General features: G+C 52.0%; 18 protein-coding genes. 11 read left to right on the top strand and 7 right to left on the bottom strand.

The annotated features are described in order from the left end of the window. The first annotated feature begins 37 nt into the window (after positions 1 to 37). The 5 genes from M2118_RS08220 to M2118_RS08200 are packed head-to-tail and all read left to right on the top strand — an operon-like array spanning position 38 to position 4,953. Positions 38 to 1,360 carry a hemolysin family protein gene (locus M2118_RS08220; RefSeq protein ID WP_280795465.1) on the top strand — a complete coding sequence of 441 codons (1,323 nt, stop codon included), beginning with the start codon at positions 38 to 40 and terminating at the stop codon, positions 1,358 to 1,360. Then, entirely contained in the window at positions 1,353 to 2,405 is a 1,053-nt protein-coding gene (locus M2118_RS08215) for a hemolysin family protein (RefSeq protein ID WP_280795464.1), read from the top strand. The genes M2118_RS08220 and M2118_RS08215 overlap by 8 nt, the downstream gene beginning before the upstream one ends. A 14-nt stretch (positions 2,406 to 2,419) precedes the next feature. After that, entirely contained in the window at positions 2,420 to 3,256 is an 837-nt protein-coding gene (locus tag M2118_RS08210; RefSeq protein ID WP_280795463.1) for an ADP-dependent NAD(P)H-hydrate dehydratase, read from the top strand. Positions 3,257 to 3,258: 2 nt separating this feature from the next. Beyond that, on the top strand, positions 3,259 to 4,509 hold the full coding sequence (locus M2118_RS08205; protein WP_280795462.1) for a hypothetical protein: 1,251 nt from the start codon (positions 3,259 to 3,261) through the stop codon (positions 4,507 to 4,509). Positions 4,510 to 4,542: 33 nt separating this feature from the next. Then, positions 4,543 to 4,953 (top strand): hypothetical protein, encoded by a 411-nt coding sequence (locus M2118_RS08200; RefSeq protein WP_280795461.1) that lies wholly within the window; start codon positions 4,543 to 4,545, stop codon positions 4,951 to 4,953. 63 nt (positions 4,954 to 5,016) lie between these two features. On the opposite strand, the gene M2118_RS08195 is transcribed toward M2118_RS08200, so the two are convergent. Further along, positions 5,017 to 5,265, bottom strand: a complete 249-nt coding sequence (locus M2118_RS08195; protein WP_096380259.1) for a WhiB family transcriptional regulator — start codon at positions 5,263 to 5,265, stop codon at positions 5,017 to 5,019. A gap of 149 nt (positions 5,266 to 5,414) precedes the next feature. Here M2118_RS08195 and M2118_RS08190 point away from each other — a divergent pair, with 149 nt between their 5' ends. Further along, entirely contained in the window at positions 5,415 to 5,909 is a 495-nt protein-coding gene (locus tag M2118_RS08190) for a hypothetical protein (protein WP_280795460.1), read from the top strand. A 3-nt stretch (positions 5,910 to 5,912) separates the two neighbouring features. Here M2118_RS08190 and bcp read toward each other — a convergent pair whose 3' ends face one another. Next, complete coding sequence (bcp, locus tag M2118_RS08185) at positions 5,913 to 6,383, bottom strand: thioredoxin-dependent thiol peroxidase (RefSeq protein ID WP_280795459.1); 471 nt, start codon at positions 6,381 to 6,383, stop codon at positions 5,913 to 5,915. Between the two features lie 94 nt (positions 6,384 to 6,477). Here bcp and rfbB point away from each other — a divergent pair, with 94 nt between their 5' ends. Then, entirely contained in the window at positions 6,478 to 7,476 is a 999-nt protein-coding gene (rfbB, locus tag M2118_RS08180; RefSeq protein ID WP_280795458.1) for a dTDP-glucose 4,6-dehydratase, read from the top strand. After that, on the top strand, positions 7,476 to 8,873 hold the full coding sequence (locus M2118_RS08175) for a bifunctional dTDP-4-dehydrorhamnose 3,5-epimerase family protein/NAD(P)-dependent oxidoreductase (RefSeq protein ID WP_280795457.1): 1,398 nt from the start codon (positions 7,476 to 7,478) through the stop codon (positions 8,871 to 8,873). The genes rfbB and M2118_RS08175 overlap by 1 nt, the downstream gene beginning before the upstream one ends. Here the strand turns inward: M2118_RS08175 and galE are convergent, their stop codons facing one another. From galE to aroA, 3 genes are read right to left on the bottom strand one after another with little or no spacing between them, the layout of a single operon-like run. Continuing rightward, on the bottom strand, positions 8,874 to 9,890 hold the full coding sequence (gene galE / locus M2118_RS08170; protein WP_280795456.1) for a UDP-glucose 4-epimerase GalE: 1,017 nt from the start codon (positions 9,888 to 9,890) through the stop codon (positions 8,874 to 8,876). A 13-nt stretch (positions 9,891 to 9,903) separates the two neighbouring features. Beyond that, the gene (rsgA, locus tag M2118_RS08165; RefSeq protein ID WP_280795455.1) at positions 9,904 to 10,938 is read right to left on the bottom strand and encodes a ribosome small subunit-dependent GTPase A; all 1,035 of its coding nucleotides are present in this window, start codon (positions 10,936 to 10,938) and stop codon (positions 9,904 to 9,906) included. Then, the gene (gene aroA, locus M2118_RS08160) at positions 10,935 to 12,314 is read right to left on the bottom strand and encodes a 3-phosphoshikimate 1-carboxyvinyltransferase (protein WP_280795454.1); all 1,380 of its coding nucleotides are present in this window, start codon (positions 12,312 to 12,314) and stop codon (positions 10,935 to 10,937) included. Before aroA ends, rsgA begins: the two co-directional genes overlap by 4 nt. 90 nt (positions 12,315 to 12,404) lie before the next feature. On the opposite strand from aroA, the gene M2118_RS08155 reads away from it, so the two are divergent. From M2118_RS08155 to M2118_RS08145, 3 genes are read left to right on the top strand one after another with little or no spacing between them, the layout of a single operon-like run. Further along, positions 12,405 to 12,980: a sigma-70 family RNA polymerase sigma factor gene (locus M2118_RS08155; protein WP_280795453.1), complete on the top strand. Its 576-nt coding sequence runs from the start codon at positions 12,405 to 12,407 to the stop codon at positions 12,978 to 12,980. Then, positions 12,980 to 13,219, top strand: coding sequence for a zf-HC2 domain-containing protein (locus M2118_RS08150; protein WP_280795452.1), 240 nt, complete (start codon positions 12,980 to 12,982; stop codon positions 13,217 to 13,219). The genes M2118_RS08155 and M2118_RS08150 overlap by 1 nt, the downstream gene beginning before the upstream one ends. A 9-nt stretch (positions 13,220 to 13,228) precedes the next feature. Then, complete coding sequence (locus tag M2118_RS08145; RefSeq protein WP_280795451.1) at positions 13,229 to 13,975, top strand: hypothetical protein; 747 nt, start codon at positions 13,229 to 13,231, stop codon at positions 13,973 to 13,975. 182 nt (positions 13,976 to 14,157) lie between these two features. Here M2118_RS08145 and M2118_RS08140 read toward each other — a convergent pair whose 3' ends face one another. Continuing rightward, a complete protein-coding gene (locus M2118_RS08140) occupies positions 14,158 to 17,796 on the bottom strand; it encodes a multifunctional oxoglutarate decarboxylase/oxoglutarate dehydrogenase thiamine pyrophosphate-binding subunit/dihydrolipoyllysine-residue succinyltransferase subunit (protein ID WP_432418404.1) in 3,639 nt (1,212 codons plus the stop codon). 152 nt (positions 17,797 to 17,948) lie between these two features. Then, positions 17,949 to 18,053: hypothetical protein (locus M2118_RS08890; protein WP_432418403.1), on the bottom strand; the 105-nt coding region annotated here is incomplete at its 5' end.

Below are 18,053 nucleotides of genomic sequence, written 5' to 3'. Positions count from 1 at the left end.
TCTTCGTCACTGATGATTCTTGAGCGTGGTGAATCTCATGCTCAGTGAGTGGTTAGCCTTTGCGGCAGGTTTAGTTCTCACGATAGGTACCGGTTTCTTCGTTGCTGCTGAGTTCGCTTTGGTCAATTTGGACCGTCCCGAACTTGAGGCTCAACGCGACCGCGGTGTTCGAGGTCTAGGTCTCACCATCAAGGCTCTGACGATTACCTCCACCCATCTCTCCAGCGCTCAGCTGGGCATCACTCTCACCACACTGTTGACCGGTTTCCTCATGGAACCTGCGCTCTCTGCGCTGCTTTTCCAGCCTCTCTCTGGGCTTGGGTGGAATGACGCTGTCATTCACACCGTTGCCGGTGTGAGCGCAGTCGTTATTGCAACCGTGCTCTCCATGATTGTGGGAGAGCTTGTGCCAAAGAACTTTGCTTTGGCTTTGCCGCAGGCAACCGCCAAGGTTGTCATTCCTTTTCAAACTGCTTTTACGCTTGTATTCAAGCCCGTTGTCCTGGCACTGAACGGTTTATCTAACTCAGTGCTTCGAGGATTCGGCCTCGAGCCCAAAGAAGAACTCTCGGGAGCTCGTTCCGCAGAGGAGCTCTCCTCACTCTTGCGGCGCTCCGCAAGTGAGGGCGCCCTCGAGAGTGACACCGCAACATTGTTGGGCAAGACCCTGGCGTTTAGTGAGCTCTCTGCCAGTGACGTCATGACCCCACGTTTGCGTATCGAAGCGTTAGAACCCGGTGACTCAGCTCGTGCCGTCTTGGAACTAGCCCGAAAGACAGGCTTCTCTAGATTCCCAGTCACCGAAGATGGTCTCGATGACGTGGTCGGTATCGTGCACGTCAAGAACGCGATCTCTGTGCCGAGGGAACGTCGTAACGACGTTCCCGTCTCGGCACTGATGATTGAGCCTTTACGTGTTCCTGACACCATGTCTCTGGATGCATTGCTTGCTGAACTTCGTGGCAAGGGCCTTCAGATGGCCATCGTGGTGGACGAATATGGTGGCACGGCAGGTATTGCCACTCTGGAAGACCTCGTAGAAGAACTTGTCGGTGAAGTTGCGGACGAACACGACCGCACACGTGCAGGTGTGGTCAGCTCAGCTGATTACCTCACTTTCCCAGGTTCACTGCGCCCAGATGAACTTGAGGAACGTGCTGGCATTACCGTCCCTGAAGATGACAATTACGAAACTGTTGCCGGTTTCGTGATGAGTCAACTGGGGCGTATTCCAGAACAGGGCGACGTTGTCACTGTGCCAGAGGGTGAATTCAAGGTAGTTCGGATGGACGGTCGACGCATTGATCGACTGCGCTTCACTCCAGTAGTTCTATCCGAAGTAGGTGAGAACAATGAGTGATTGGTCTGGATTGATCTGGCTGGTCATCCTTCTTGCGGTGAACGCCTTCTTCGTTGCCGCTGAGTTCGCCGTTATTTCTGCACGCCGTTCGCAAATAGAACCGCTTGCTGAGAAGGGGAGCACTGCAGCAAAGACCGCGCTCTATGCAATTGAGCACGTCAGCTTGATGTTGGCCACGAGCCAACTGGGTATCACGGTTGCCTCTTTGCTGATCTTGAATGTCTCAGAACCATCTATTCACCATCTCGTTGAGCTGGGGCTGGCAGGAACAGGGCTAGCTGCAGGCTGGATCAGCGGAATTAGCTTTGCTGTTGCCTTGATTCTGGTCACGTTCCTGCACGTCATCTTTGGTGAGATGGTTCCCAAGAATGCCTCTTTCTCAGTTCCTGAGAAAGCAATTCTTCTGTTGGCCCCGCCACTGGTGTTTGTTGCACGTGTAGTGAAGCCGGTCATCTGGGCTATGAACGGTGTAGCTAATGCCACACTGCGTTTATTCAAGGTTGAGCCTCGTGAAGAAGCCAACAGTGTCTTCTCCCTCAATGAAGTGGCCACGATTGTTTCTCACTCCACGCGTGAGGGAATGATCGAAGACTCCTCTGGAACCCTTTCTGCAGCCTTTGAGTTCACCACCAAAAAGGCTGGGGATATCAAGGTTCCCCTAGAGAACTTGGTCACCTTGCCTGAAGCGGCGAGTGTGAGTGATCTTGAAACTGCTGTGGCTAAGTATGGTTTCTCCCGCTTCGTCATTAGTGACTCAGAGAATGAACCAATCGGTTATGTTCACCTCAAAGATGTCCTCACATTTGATGACGACATCTCTGAGGCCGGAACACACACAGGCCCCATCAAGGCCAAGCGCATTCGCCAGCTGGCAACGTTGACGGAATCAACAGACCTCGAAGACGCATTGGCTGAGCTACAACGCAGTGGAATTCACATTGCCCGGGTTGTTGACCTCCAGGGCAACACCACCGGAGTGCTGTTCTTGGAAGACATCATTGAAGAACTCGTTGGAGAAGTCCAGGACGCTACCAGGCGCAGATAAACGGGGAATAAGTCATGACGGAACAGATACGAGAATGGGGAGCTGCTGACGCAGCGCGCCATATTCGTGTTCCTGGACCCCAAGACAACAAATACACCCACGGCGTTCTAGGAGTTGTCACGGGTTCAGAGAAATACCCAGGCGCTGCTGTGCTCGGTGTTGAAGCAGCTCACCGAACGGGCATCGGAATGGTTCGGTTTCTAGGGGAGAAATCACCAGCTGAACTCGTCTTGGCACGCCGGCCTGAAACGGTGACCGTTTCTGGGGACGTCGATGCTTGGTTGGTCGGTTCTGGCATGGAAGCTTCACCAGATCTCAACCCAGATCTGCCAGCTCTCGCCCAAGCTGTTCTTGGATTACAACCTGTGGTTCTCGATGCTGGCGGTTTAGGTTTCCTTGGCCATGTCACAGCGCCAGCAATCATTACTCCTCATGAGAGGGAGTTAGAGCGACTTATCCCACAAGGCGACCAAACGAGACAAGAATGGGCCGCGAGAGCTGCAGATCATCTTGGTGTCGTTGTTGTGCTCAAGGGACATGAAACGCTTGTTGTTACGCCAGAGGAACCTAGCGGCGGAAGATTCATGGTGAAAGTGACTTCCCCCACTTCCTGGCTCGCAACCGCTGGCACAGGCGATGTTCTTGCAGGAGTAATCGGAGCAGTAGTTACTACTCACTCCGTGAAACGAATCCCGTCGATGCAAGAACTTGCAGAGTTAGCTGCGACAGGTGTGTATCTCCATGGCAAGGCAGCTGAGCTTGCATCTGAAGAGGGGCCATTCCCTGCACTTGATGTTGCGGAGAAGGTTAGCCAAGTGGTTGTTGATTTGCTCGCTGGAAGCGATAACTAACCATGAATCCAAAACACTTTGGATACAACTCTGTGTTGTTATGGATGGCCTTTGGCGTTCTAAGTATCTGGCTAGGTTGGCAGGGCTACATTGCTGAAGCCGTTCCCTACGGCGATGTCAGTTTTGTTTATGAGTTTTGGGCAGGCCAAGCAGCTGGTGGTGCAGGAATTGTTGGTTTGGACACGCAGTGGGTATATCCGGCTGCCGCATTGATTCCAATCCTTCTGCCTCTAATTGCGGGCCCAGGACTATATGCCTTCGGCTGGATCATGTTGGTCACTCTGATCAATGCCGGTGCCTTCGCCTTCCTCATGTATTCAGCTGGCGGGACCAGGAGAAATGAACTTCAACGCAAAGCTGCCTGGTGGTGGTTAGCTTTCCTACTTTTGCTGGGGCCTATTTCTGTTTCTCGGTTGGACAGCATTGTCACCCCGTTAGCGGTAGTTGGACTTCTGGCTGCTGTTCAGCGCCCTGCTGTTGCAGGGGCTCTGCTGACCTTCGCAACCTGGATCAAAGTGTGGCCTGCTGCACTTATTGCGGCAGTACTCGTTGCAGTCAACAAGCGCAAAACAGTTTTGATTTCGGTAGTCGTCACGTCTACTTCCATAATTCTGATTGCGATCATCCTGGGCGGCGCTGCAAACATTTTCAGCTTCCTGGGGGAACAAACTGGCCGCGGACTTCAGATAGAAGCCCCACTTGCAACTCCATTCCTCTGGCTTGCTGCATTCCATGAGCAGGGTTATGCGGTTTACTACGACAATCTCATTCTGACTTTCCAAATCATGGGGGATGGAACAGGAATTGTTGCAGACCTTTCCTCAGTCCTCCTCGGACTGGGATTCCTCGGAACCCTCGGGTGGGGAATCTGGCTCCACCGGAAGGGCACAAGTCCAAGCCATGTTCTTCCTGCCGTTGCGCTGACGTTGACCGTGGTGCTCATCGTCTTCAACAAAGTGGGATCGCCCCAATACATCGGCTGGCTGGCAGCACCAATCATTGCTGGGTTAGTACTAGAACAAAAGCGGTTCTTGGCTCCAGCTGTCATTGCATTGGTATTAGCAGCTCTTACTCAAGCGTTGTACCCGTACCTCTACAACGGACTGCTTGAGCTTCACCCTCTGGAAATGAGTATTCTTACTTTTCGCAACATTGGTGAACTACTAACTCTAGGAATTTCAATCAATTTGCTGATAATTCCGAGTGGTGAGGGAAATAATCAGTCTGCAAAGAATCTTGTCCGCCGCACTTAAATTCAGCCAGTTCGAAGGAAACATGTGTAATCGTTGAGTGTGAACAAAATTCTTTTTCCGGTTGGCATGCTAGCAATTACGCTCACATTGACTTCCTGTGGAAACTTTCCAGCCGGGAAGCAGGCAAATTCTCCAAACCCTGCAGAAACTATTTCAGAAGCAAAGGCTTCGATTGCAGCAGAGAGTTCAGCTACGCCTAGTCCGGCAAACTCTTCTTCGCCATCTCCTTCAGCCGCACGAACCGAGGTCATTTGGGCGGATTATGACCCAGGAACTCAGGGTGAAATTGATCGTATGACTAATGCCGGAGACTGTGTCGGCATCAATAGCTATTTTGGTATGGCAACAGCAACTGAGGAGTCTGTCAAAGCACGCACAGGCCATGGCAATGAAGCACTAACAAAATACTTGAATGAATCTTTAGCGCTGGCTCAGTGCAACTAATGCTTGGTTAACAACGAAACCCCCTCCAGAAATACTGGAGGGGGTTTCGTTTTGGAAAGCTAATTAGCTCGCGCGACGTGCACGTGCTGCGCGACGCTTGAGCGCGCGACGCTCGTCTTCGCTGAGGCCACCCCATACGCCGGAGTCCTGACCGGTCTCAAGCGCGTACTGAAGGCACATCTCGGTGACGGTGCAGCGAGAGCACACAACCTTTGCCTTGTCGATCTGGTCGACGGCGGGGCCTGTGTTGCCTACTGGAAAGAACAGCTCTGGGTCTACCGTGAGGCAAGCTGCGTCATTACGCCAATCCATGGGGATACTCCTTGTTTGTGGGCATGGGAAAACCAAGTGAAGATGCATTCGGACTAATAAACGAATGCGTGTCGAGAGCCAGTCCCAAACAATATTCAGAGCGAATATTTGCTTGCCCACAACGACGTAGGGGCTTATCGACTTAGATAATGGTTACACGCCTTCAAGTTAAGGTCAAGACTTTTTTCAAAGAAATGCTGGATATGACAGAAAATATGCCTCAAAACCCCACAAACTCGGGCTCAAATGGTCACGAGCAGACGCGCCGTAGCCCCTTAGTTGCGTTGCTTGGTGTTTTGGTGAGTATCGAAGCATTACTCGTTACTGCTGGCGCTATCTATTTTCTGAGCAGAATCTTCTTAGAAACCCCGGAGAATCTCTCTGGTGCAATTGTGATCTTTGCCATCACGTTAGTTATCGCCATTGGCCTTGTTGCTACAGCAATTGGGACATTTAGAACACAGTCGTGGACTCGAGGGGCAATAGTGACCTGGCAGATCCTTCAATTTGCAGTTGCAACGTCATTCATTCAAGGAATTCAGGATTGGCAGCCGGTGGGATGGCTGCTCATAGTCTTTGCAGTTGGCACCGCTGTTCTGCTGTTTACTCGCCCCGTCATCACTGCGATGACAGCAGAGAAGTAGGTTCTAAGCCAGTCCCAGCTTGCCCTTGAGGCTTGCGACGTGACCGGTTGCCTTCACGTTGTAGAGGGGAAGCTCGATCTTTCCTGCTTCGTCAATGACGAAGGTTGAGCGAATAACACCCATTACCGTCTTTCCATACATCGACTTTTCACCGTAGGTGGCATATGCCTTGTGGACGGTGAGCTCAGGGTCGCTCAGAAGAGGGAAAGTAAGGCTTTCGTTGGTTTCGAACTTCTTCAACTTGGCCGGTGCATCCTTGGAAACACCTAGCACGACGTAACCGGAAGTTGCTAGTGAAGCAAGGCTGTCGCGGAAGTCACATGCCTGCTTGGTACAGCCAGGGGTCGACGCTGCGGGGTAAAAGTACAAGATGACTTTCTTGCCTGCATAGTCAGAAAGGCTGACGGGGTTACCGTTCTGGTCTGGAAGTGTAAACGAAGGAGCCAGTTGTCCTGCTTCAAGGCGTGTAGTCATAAGAACAGGTTATTCCTCATTTGCTGAGCGTTCTAGCCATCTTGTCCAAGATAAACTGTCATTTCAGACGTATTGAGTAAGTTGAGGTGTTTTTGTGAGCAAGATTCTCGTTACAGGTGGAGCAGGCTTCATCGGTTCTAACTTTGTGCACTACCTCATGGACAACACTGACCACGAAGTCACTGTTCTTGACTCCCTTACCTATGCAGGGAACAAGGCGTCTCTTGTTGATCTTCCTTCGAACCGATTCGCTTTTGTTCATGGAGACATCCGTGACGCTGAGCTAGTAGATGAACTGTTTAGCAAGAACGACACAGTTGTTCACTACGCAGCTGAGTCTCACAACGACAACTCGTTGGATAACCCACGTCCATTCCTTGAGACCAACATCATTGGTACTTACACGCTGCTCGAAGCAGCGCGTAAGTATGACACCAGACTTCACCACATCTCGACGGATGAGGTTTATGGCGACCTTGAGCTGGATGATCCGGAACGCTTCAGCGAATCCACCCCATACAACCCTTCTAGCCCTTACTCTTCAACTAAGGCAGGCAGCGACCTTCTTGTCCGGGCTTGGGTTCGTTCTTTTGGTGTTCGAGCAACGATTTCGAACTGCTCGAACAACTATGGGCCTTACCAGCACGTTGAAAAGTTCATTCCTCGCCAAATCACGAACGTGATTCGTGGTGTTCGACCCAAGCTTTATGGAGCAGGGGAGAACGTCCGCGACTGGATTCACGCTGATGATCACTCGAGCGCAGTGATGACCATCGTGGACAAAGGTGTGCTCGGTGAGACTTACCTCATTGGTGCTGACGGAGAAAAGAACAACAAAGACGTTGTTGAACTCATCCTCACCACAATGGGGCAGCCAGCTGACGCCTATGACCACGTCACGGACCGCCCGGGTCACGACCTTCGTTACGCCATTGATTCAACCAAGCTCCGCACGGAGCTCGGCTGGAAGCCAAGCCACGCAGACTTCGAGTCAGGTATTGCGGCGACCATAGATTGGTACAAATCAAACGAAGCATGGTGGGCGCCTACTAAGGACGCTACCGAGGCTTTCTACGCTTCTAAAGGCCAGTAATGACCGAGTTTGGCAAAGCACTAGGAATCCAGGAGACCAGCATTCCTGGTCTCCTAATTCTTGACCTCCCCGTTCACGGAGACTCTCGAGGCTGGTTCAAAGAGAACTGGCAGCGAGAGAAAATGGTTGCTGCAGGTTTGCCTGACCTAGGCCCGGTTCAGAACAACATCTCTTTCAACGATGAAGTTGGAACTACTCGCGGCATCCACGCGGAGCCCTGGGATAAGTACGTTTCTGTTGCTACAGGCAAGATATTTGGTGCGTGGGTTGATCTTCGTGAGGGAGATACCTTCGGTGCTGTCTTCACAGCTGAACTTGATGCATCAAAGGCGATCTTTGTTCCTCGTGGTGTTGCAAACTCCTACCAAACTATGGAAGCAGACACTGCATATGTTTACTTGGTCAATAACCACTGGAGTCCTAGCGCTGAGTACACTTTCCTCAACTTGGCAGACGAAACCGCAGCGATTCAGTGGCCGATTCCACTAGAGAATGCTCTTCTGTCTGAAAAAGACCAGGCACACCCTCGTCTTGAAGCCGTAGTCCCTATGAAGGCAAAGAAGACTTTGGTTCTGGGGGCAAATGGTCAGCTTGGTTTGGCTCTCCGAAAAGCCATGCCTGAAGCTGACTTCCTTACACGTGCAGAGTTCGATGTGACTGATGAAGCTGCATACAAGAATTTCCCTTGGAAGCAGTATGCAACAGTCATCAATGCCTCTGCTTTCACCGCGGTTGACACCGCGGAGAGCGCAGAGGGAAGAACCGCTGCATGGCTAACAAACGTCACAGCAGTCGGCTGGCTTGCCCAGGCTTGCACTCAAAATAGTTTGACGTTAGTTCACGTTTCCAGCGATTACGTGTTTGATGGAACTTCCCCCTCGCCATATGGAGAAGATGTAGCGTTTAGTCCGTTGGGCGTTTACGGGCAAACTAAGGCCGCAGCAGATGCCCTCGTCGCAACCGTCCCTCAGCACTACATTGTTCGAACGAGCTGGGTTATTGGCGAAGGCAACAACTTTGTGCGCACTATGGCTTCACTCGCAGAACGGGGGATTAAGCCATCAGTAGTGAACGACCAGATTGGACGTTTAACCTTTACCCAAGATCTCGCGGCTGGAATCCATCACTTGCTCAGCGAGAAGCCTGCCTGTGGAACATACAACCTCAGCAACGAAGGCCCAGCTTCTAGCTGGGCAGATATTGCAGCACAAGTTTATGAGCTGACAGGGCACAATCCTGCAGATGTCACCGGAGTCACTACCGAAGATTACTTCGCAGGAAAAGAGGGAATTGCTCCTCGTCCGAAAAACAGCACGCTTGATCTGTCAAAGATCACAAGCACAGGATTTACTCCAGCCACTTGGCAAGAGAGACTTCAGCAGTATCTTTCTAGCTGATTAGTAACCTTGAGGGTTTTGGGACTGCCATCTCCACGCATCCGCACAAGCTTTTGAAATATCACGAGTTGAAGACCAACCCAACAGCTTCTTTGCCAATGAAGTATCTGCATAACACTCAGCAATGTCGCCAGGTCGACGTGGAGTGACTGCATAAGGAATAGGGCTTCCAACTACAGCTTCAAAGGCCGTGAGGAGTTCAAATACGGTTGTTCCTTGTCCAGTTCCAAGGTTAATGGCGTGGAACCCTGGTTCTGAAACACCTAGTGCAGCTACGTGACCTTCGGCAACGTCCATCACGTGGATATAGTCGCGAATACCGGTGCCGTCTGCAGTGTCGTAGTCGTCACCGAAGACGGAGAGTTCAGAGAGCTTCCCGGATGCCACCTGGGTAATGAAGGGCGCCAGATTGTCGGGAATCCCTGCTGGATCTTCACCGATCCTGCCGCTTTCGTGGGCACCAATGGGGTTGAAGTATCGCAACGCAATCGCCTGGAAAGCAGGATTGGCGGCAACGGTGTCTGTGAGGATGCGTTCACACACAAATTTTGTGTAACCGTAAGGGTTGGTAATACCATCGCCGGTCTTGGATGTTTCGGTTAGAGGGAGTTCTGTTGAACTTCCGTATACCGTTGCTGAAGAGCTGAAAATCACTTTTGGGGGAGATGTGCTCGTCGAGGCATTGATTGCTTTGAGAAGCGAAACAGTGGATCCGATGTTGTTTTTGTAATATTTCAACGGGTTGGCAACTGATTCACCGACTGCCTTAAATCCAGCAAAATGCAAGATGGCATCAAATGATTGCTCCCGCATAAACGAATGGAACGCGTGCTCATCGCATAAATCAATGTTGTGAAACTCAATTGGTTTGCCTGTGATCTCAGAGACTCTGTTCAGGGACTCAATTGAACTGTTGCTCAGGTTGTCAACGACGACAGGGATATGTTCTTGTTCTAGCAGTGCTAACACTGTGTGAGAGCCAATGTACCCGGCACCACCTGTTACTAAAACTCTCACAATTCCCCGAACTCTAAAGAGATTTAAACGTCATAAGCAGGCGCTGTAACGAATCAATTCTGTGAGCGCCTTTAGCTCCAAGTATTCCATCTGCAAGAGCTTCATTAAGTGCGCAATCTGGAGCGTCAGAAAGGTGCGAGCATCCACGTGGACATTTCTCAACTAGTTCAGTTAAGTCGCTGAAAGAGCCCAAGATGTTGTCAGGGTTGACGTGCCCGAGGCCGAATGAACGAATACCGGGGGTGTCAATAATCCAGCCGTTACCGAAAGGGGACTCCAGCTTGAAACAGATACTTGAGCTCGATGTGTGACGACCGCGGCCGGTCACTTCGTTGACATGGCCAGTGGCGCGGTGTGCTCCCGGAACAAGCACGTTGACCAGCGTGGACTTACCCACACCTGAGTGGCCCACAGCCACTGTTGTGTGACCTGTGAGGGCCTGCTGGAGCTCCTCAAGAGGAACCTGGTCAGTGCCACTTCGGAAGATAGGAACATCAAGTCCAGCAAAGTTGGCCAAGAACTCTGATGGGTCTTGAGTATCGCACTTCGTGATGACAATAAGTGGCTTAATTCCTGCATCAAAAGCAGCAACGAGATAGCGGTCTACCAAACGAACCCGAGGCTCAGGGTTAGCTGCAGCAATCACAATGAGAAGTTGGTCTGCGTTAGCAACAATGACGCGTTCTACCGCGTCAGTGTCATCTGCACTTCGGCGAAGAATGGTGCTTCTGGGTTCTACGCGAACAATGCGTGCAAGGCTGCCGGGCTCACCGGTGACATCGCCAACGACGTTGACGAAGTCACCAATAACAATGGCATTCTTACTGAGTTCACGGGCTCGAGAGCACGTGACGGGAATCTCATTGATGAGCACGGTATATCTGCCACGGTCAACGCCTGTCACCATTCCGGTGACGGCGTCCGCGTGGTCGGGACGGGTTTTTGTTCGTGGCTTGTTTGCTTTGGGGTTCGGACGAATCCGAATGTCTGACTCGTCGTATTGCTCACCGAGTGAGTTCTCGTCAGAGTTTGCAGACCACCAACTCATGATTGAGAAGACTCCGCAAGGCCAGTCCAGAGTTCAGGGAATTCGGGCAACGTCTTGGACGTAGTGCCGATGTTCTCAACTTCAACACCAGGTACAACTAGACCAATGATGGCTCCTGAGGTTGCCATGCGGTGATCTTCATAGCTCAGCCACACACCGCCATGGAGTTCGGCGGGTTCAATTTGGAGCCCGTCTTCGAGCTCAGTAACCTTGCCACCTAGTTTGTTGATTTCGTTGGCAAGTGCAGCAAGGCGATCGGTCTCGTGGTGGCGAATGTGCCCAATGCCAGTGATCGTGCTGGGAGTAGTTGCCAGAGCAGCAATTGCCACGATTGCAGGGGCAAGTTCGCCGCCAGTAGTTAGGTCTAGTGTGATGCCGTGAACCACAGGGTTTCCTACTTCGTCACGCTTTCCCATGACGGTCACCTTGTCACCATTGCGAGAGACGGTCGCACCGAAGAGTGGCAAGATCTCAAGTAAGTCATTGCCCACCTGAGTAGTTTCGCTTGGCCAACCAGAAATCGTGACAGAACCACCAGTCACAACCGCAGCTGACAGGAAAGGAGCCGCGTTGGAGAGATCTGGCTCAATATGAACATCAACGGCAGTAATGGGTCCAGGCTTGACTATCCAGCGGCCAACTTCAGGGCTGTCAACCTCGACTCCACGAGCACGGAGCACCTCAATAGTCATCTCGATGTGGGGGAGGCTGGGGAGTCGCTCACCAGAGTGAGTGAGATCGAGTCCATTCTCAAAGCGAGCGGCAGAAAGCAAGAGGCCTGAGACAAACTGGCTGGAACTCGAGGCATCAATGGTGAGTGCACCGCCGGCTACGTTCCCAGTTCCATGAACGGTGAACGGCAAGCTTCCGCGGCCTTCATCTGCGACGTCAACACCGAGTGCACGCAAAGATGAGATGGTCGTTGCCATCGGGCGTCGACGAGCACCTTCATCGCCGTCAAAAGTGGTGGGACCCAAGGCTAAAGATGCCAGTGGAGGCATAAAGCGCATGACGGTTCCAGCAAGACCACAATCAATGGTGGTTGATCCAATCAATTCACCAGGGGTGATCTTCCAATCGGGGCCGAAAGCACCTTCTCCTGGTACTTCTAAGATTTCCGCACCTAAAGACTTGAGCGCTTCAATCATGAGTCGACTATCTCGGGAGTGAAGCGGGCGCTTGATTGTGGAGGGACCGTCTGCAAATGCTGCAAGAACAAGTTCACGGTTAGTCAACGACTTGGAACCCGGGATTTGAAGCTCACCTGTGACAGGGTGGCCTGCCAAGGGGGCCTTCCAGTGGCCTGTATCTCCGTCGGGGACGTCGTTTGACCCGTAAGGGTCAAATTCAGGCCGGGAATAAGGAGAGGTCAACATTTGTTCTAGGTTATCGAGGATTTAGCAGAGGAGTGGGCGGTTATGGCAGGTTCCGTCACGTTGGACAGGGCAGGCGTAGGCTTACAACAGATGACTACCGCACCCTCTGCCAAAAGCGCACTGTTTGAAGAACAGGCCATGGAGCATATTGACAAGCTCTATGCCCACGCCATGCGGAAGACAGGTAACCGCGTAGACGCCAATGATTTGGTGCAAGAAACCTATCTCAAGGCCTTTGCTGCCTTTGATCAGTTCCAACAAGGAACAAACATCAAAGCCTGGCTTCACCGCATTCTTGAGAACACCTACATCAACCAATACCGCAAGCTCCAGAACCAGCCCTTTTACTCACCACTTGAGGAATTAGAAGACTGGCAACTCGCAGATGCAGAGAGCAGAACGGCTACTTCCAGCCGTTCTGCCGAGGCAGAAGCAATTGATCACTTGCCTGCAAGTGCGGTCAAAGATGCTTTGCAGGGAATCCCAGAAGACTTCAGAGCTGCTGTCTATTTGGTTGATGTTGAGGGATATAGCTACCAAGAGGTAGCAGACATCATGGACACTCCCACGGGAACGGTCATGAGCAGACTTCACCGCGGAAGAAAGCTTCTCCGCGAACAATTAGCTGATTATGCACGTGAGCAAGGCATTGGAAAGGGCAAGTAATGGGTGACTGTGGTTGCGAAAAGGCCAAGAAGGACCTTGAGGAGTATCTCCACAACGAATTATGTAGCGAAGAAGCTTCAGATATTCGGGCACACATGGAGAATTGCGTTGATTGCTCAGACGAGCACCGCGTCGGTGTTGTGCTGACCGAAGCTGTGAAGCGTGCGTGTGAAGAGACGGCACCAGAAGAACTGAGACGTGAAGTTCTCGCCAAATTACGAAGAATCCAGCAACACTAGTATGAACTTGTGAATACAGATTCATTTATCGTCTTAACTGCAGCGGTAAATCCTCGTAAAGAAGTTCCATTCGTTGCCTTAACGCCCGAAGTGCGACTGAGCTTGTACAAACCAGCTCTGAAGAATTGGTTGTCAGTTGCTGAACAAATAGGTTCAAAATTAGTTGTGGTTGAAACCACAGGAGAGCCACTTTCTTCTTTATTTGACGTTCTTGATCAAGATAAGGTTCTTTTTTACTCATTCACACCACCGTCAGAACTCCACAAGCTGGGCAAGGGCGCGCTTGAGTCGGCATGCATGGATTATGTTGTCAATCAACTTGAAGTACTTGTAAATGCCGACGCCACGATACATAAAGCTACTGGCAAGCTAATAATTCCTAACGCCGAGAAAATATTAATTACCCAAAATCCAAACAGCATCACAATAAGGCGCTCGATGGATAGGTCTACTTCCGATACAAGAGTTTTCTCTACAACTCTCAAGACGTGGCAACAAAATTTCACGTCAATGAGTTCCGAGACCGATGACGCAGATCCGCAACGCTATTTAGAGCATGTTCTCGGGAACCGGATAATTATGGGGGAGTATTCAAAACAACTTAGGGTTCAAAGGTTCAGAGAAATTCCGAAAATCGAAGGCGTATCTGGCTCAGATGGTACTCGCTACGGTGGATTCAGCAAAGATGGACTGAGCAATTTTCTCAGCTATATCGAGGCGAAATTTCTTCCGCACTTCACTCGAAGAAAGATCTAGCTCGCCTTACTCGGCTTGAGCGGATAGCTGTTGAGGTTGCCAATATCGGACCATCTACTTAGATGAGGTTTCTGGATAGGAATTACCCAGAACTGATTCTGAGATGATCAATATATTTCCGGAAACTTCACGAAAAGCTGGCTCTCCTAAGAAACTTTCCTTGATTTTCGGAAGATAAATTACTAGAGCTGAATTGCTCTTTGGAGAATCTCTGCAGCTTCAACAGCGTGACGCTTCGCAGATCCCACAGCAGGAGATGCTGAAGCGGGGCGAGAAACGTTACGCAGAACGCGACCTTCAAGACGTGGTGATACTTCGAGAAGCATAAATGGCCATGCACCCTGGTTAGCAGGCTCGTCCTGGTACCAGACCAACTCAGCGTTGGGGTAGGTCGCAAGAACTTCGTTGAGCTGCTGCATAGGAGCTGGGTAGTACTGCTCGAGGCGCACGATAGCGATTGCTGGGTTTGGAGACTTCTCCAACTCAGCAACGAGGTCGTGGTAAGGCTTACCAGCTGTGAGTATCACGCGCTTGACTGCGTTGCGGTCAAGCTGGCGTGGGTCATCCAGCACTGGCTCGAAAACACCGTTGGTGAAGTCTTCAACATTGCTGGATGCGCCGCGGAGGCGGAGCATGGCCTTGGGGGTGAAGACAATCAGTGGCTTACGTGGCTTGCTGTATGCCTGACGGCGCAGCAAGTGGAAGTACGAAGCAGGTGTTGAAGGACGAGCCACAACCATGTTGTCCTCAGCACAGAGCTGCAAGAAGCGCTCAATACGTGCTGAGGAGTGGTCAGGACCCTGTCCTTCGTAGCCGTGGGGAAGAAGCATGACGACGGAGGAACGCTGTCCCCACTTCTGCTCGGAAGCAGAGATATATTCGTCGATTACTGTCTGAGCACCGTCGGCAAAGTCACCGAACTGTGCTTCCCACATGACCAAAGCATCTTCACGCTGGACTGAGTAGCCGTACTCGTAGCCGAGAACCGCATACTCGCTGAGGAGTGAGTCGTAGATCCAGAAACGGCCCTGGTCTTCGCTGAGGTTGAGAAGAGGCAGCCATTCCTGACCGTTCTCACGGTCGTGGAAGACGGCGTGACGCTGAACGAAGGTTCCGCGGCGCACATCCTGACCGGTGAGACGAACAGGCTTTCCTTCAAGAAGGAGAGAACCAAAGGCTAGGAGTTCACCAAAGCCCCAGTCGATATCGCCGTTACGACTCATCTCAAGGCGCTTTGCTAGGAGCTGCTGGAGCTTGTTGTGGACAGTGAAGCCTGCAGGAACGTTGTTGAACGCGTCACCAATGCGGTGAATGACTGAAACATCCACACCAGTGGTGGTGGGAGCAAGCACTTCGTTGTCGAGCAGGTTGCCACCAGTCACGGTGTCATTTGCGCCGACAGTGGACATGGTTCCGGTCTGGGCAGCGTGAGTTTCAGCAAATGCCGTCTCGAGCTGGCCCTGGAAGTCACCCTGTGCCTTGTCGAACTCATCCTGAGTGATATCACCGCGGCCAACGAGGGCTTCGGTATAGAGACGACGTACGGAACGCTTGGCCTCAATCAGGTTGTACATCAATGGCTGCGTCATCGATGGGTCATCGCCCTCGTTGTGACCGCGGCGGCGGTAGCAAACAAGGTCAATCACAACGTCCTTGTTGAAACGCTGGCGGAATTCGAATGCCAAGCGTGCGACGCGGACTACAGCCTCGGGGTCATCACCGTTGACGTGCCAGATAGGAGCCTGGATGGTCTTGGCGACGTCCGTTGCATACACAGAGGTGCGTGATGCTTCGGGCAGGGTGGTGAAACCAACCTGGTTGTTGATCACGATGTGTACGGTTCCACCAATGCGGTAACCGCGCAGCTGTGACATCTGCAAGCCTTCAAGTACAACACCCTGACCTGCCATTGCTGCGTCACCGTGAATCAACACAGGAAGAGTGGTGAAGGTTCCGATGGGTTTGAGGTCCTGCTTGGCGCGGACAATTCCCTGAAGAACAGAGTTCACAGTCTCGAGGTGCGAAGGGTTCGCAGCGAGAGAGACAGGAATCGTCTTTCCTTCTGCGGAAGTGAAGACACCTTCGGTTCCGAGGTGATACTTCACGTCACCGGAGCCTTGAACACTCTTGGGGTCCTGGGTTCCTTCGAATTCGCGGAAGATCTGGCCGTAGGTTTTTCCTGCGATGTTGGTGAGAACGTTGAGACGACCACGGTGGGCCATACCAATGCCGACGCCGTCAAGCTCAGCAGTTGCTGCGTCCTGGAGGATTTCATCCAGCAGAGGGATAACTGACTCTCCACCTTCGAGGCTGAAGCGCTTCTGGCCTACATATTTGGTCTGGAGGAAGGTTTCGAAGGCTTCTGCTTCGTTGAGCTTGCCCAGAATGCGCATTTGCTCATCGTGGCCAGGCTTTTCGTAGGGTCTCTCGACCTTTTCTTGAATCCACTTGCGCTGTTCGGGGTCCTGGATGTGCATGTATTCCAGACCAACAGTGCGACAGTAGGAGTCACGCAGGATTCCGAGAACCTTACGCAGGGGAGCGGTGCGGGTTCCGCCAATGCCACCGGTAACAAATTCACGGTCAAGGTCCCAGAAGGTCAGGCCGTGGTTCTCAATTTCGAGGTCCGGGTGAGTGCGCTGCTTGTACTCAAGAGGATCGATGTCTGCCATGAGGTGGCCACGAACGCGGTAGGCGTTGATGAGCTCCTGTACACGGGCAGTTTTGTCGATGGCTGAACCACGGTTAACGCTTACGTCAACGCCCCAGTGGATCGGGACGTAGGGGATGCGAAGTGCAGCAAAGATGTCTTCGTAGAAATTCCGTTGACCGATAAGCAACTCGTGCACAATCTTGAGGAATTCACCAGAACCGGCACCCTGGATGACGCGGTGGTCGTAAGTGCTGGTCAAGGTCAAGACTTTGCTGATGGCCATCTCGATGAGAGTTTCTTCACTCGCACCTTGGAACTCAGCAGGGTAATCCAAAGCACCTGCACCAATGATGCAGCCCTGTCCACGCATGAGACGAGGAACCGAGTGAACGGTTCCAATTCCACCTGGGTTAGTCAGAGAAACGGTGATTCCCTGGAAGTCTTCAGCAGCAAGCTTGTTGGTGCGAGCCTTGACCACTAGGTCTTCATATGCGGCAAGGAACTCGCCAAAAGTCATGGTGTCAGCACGCTTGATGCCAGGAACCATCAGGGCACGAGAGCCGTCTGGCTTGGGCACGTCCACAGCAAGCCCGAGAGTGACGTGCGCTGGGGAAACAAGTGCAGGCTTGCCATCAACTTCGTCGTAGTAAACGTTCTGGCTGGGGAATGCCTTGAGTGCCTGGACCAGTGCCCAGCCAATGATGTGGGTGAAAGAAACCTTGCCGCCACGGGTGCGCTTGAGGTGGTTATTGATAACAATGCGGTTATCAATGAGGAGCTTGGCTGGGATAGCGCGAACGCTTGTAGCTGTGGGAACCGTCAACGACTGGTCCATGTTGGTTGCCAGAGCCTTGGGCATGCCCTTGAGGATCGTCACAACGTCTTGTTCAGCTGATTCTGCAGCGGCGAAATCCTGCGCGATAACAGGTGCATCAGCAGGGATAGGTGCTGATTGAGCTGGTCGTGAGGTAGTGGTAGCTACAGGTTGAGTTTCGGTGCCTGGTGTTGCCGTGACGGGAGGGGTAGTTACCGGTGCTGCGGCAGAAGGTGCTGCGGCAGCTGGCGCAGTGAAGCCTGACTTAGCAGCGTACTTCTCCAGTGTTGGCCACCAGTTGGGATCAACTGAGTTCTTGTCAACGACGAAGCGCTCATAGAGCTCTTCGACCATCCATTCGTTAGCGCCGAACTCATCGGCGGCTCCGCTATTCTCCGTCTGGTTCGACACAGCTAAAGTCGCCCACTCTCCGTTGATTGATTGGTCAAATTACGTTGTATACAAAGCCAACGATATCCGTGAATAAGCCTAAACCTTTTTGAAAGCTATTGGACTCGTGCGACTCCGTTGGTGACGGTTACTGTTCCGCCTTGGAACGTTTGAGTGTATGTAGTCGAAGTGTTGCTTGGATCGCTTGTCGGATACCCAAG

It is taken from the genome of Aurantimicrobium minutum (assembly GCF_029892845.1).
GTDB lineage: Bacteria > Actinomycetota > Actinomycetes > Actinomycetales > Microbacteriaceae > Aurantimicrobium > Aurantimicrobium minutum_B.
Note: the sequence above shows the minus strand (reverse complement) of the source record. Positions and strands in the feature narration are given on the sequence as shown.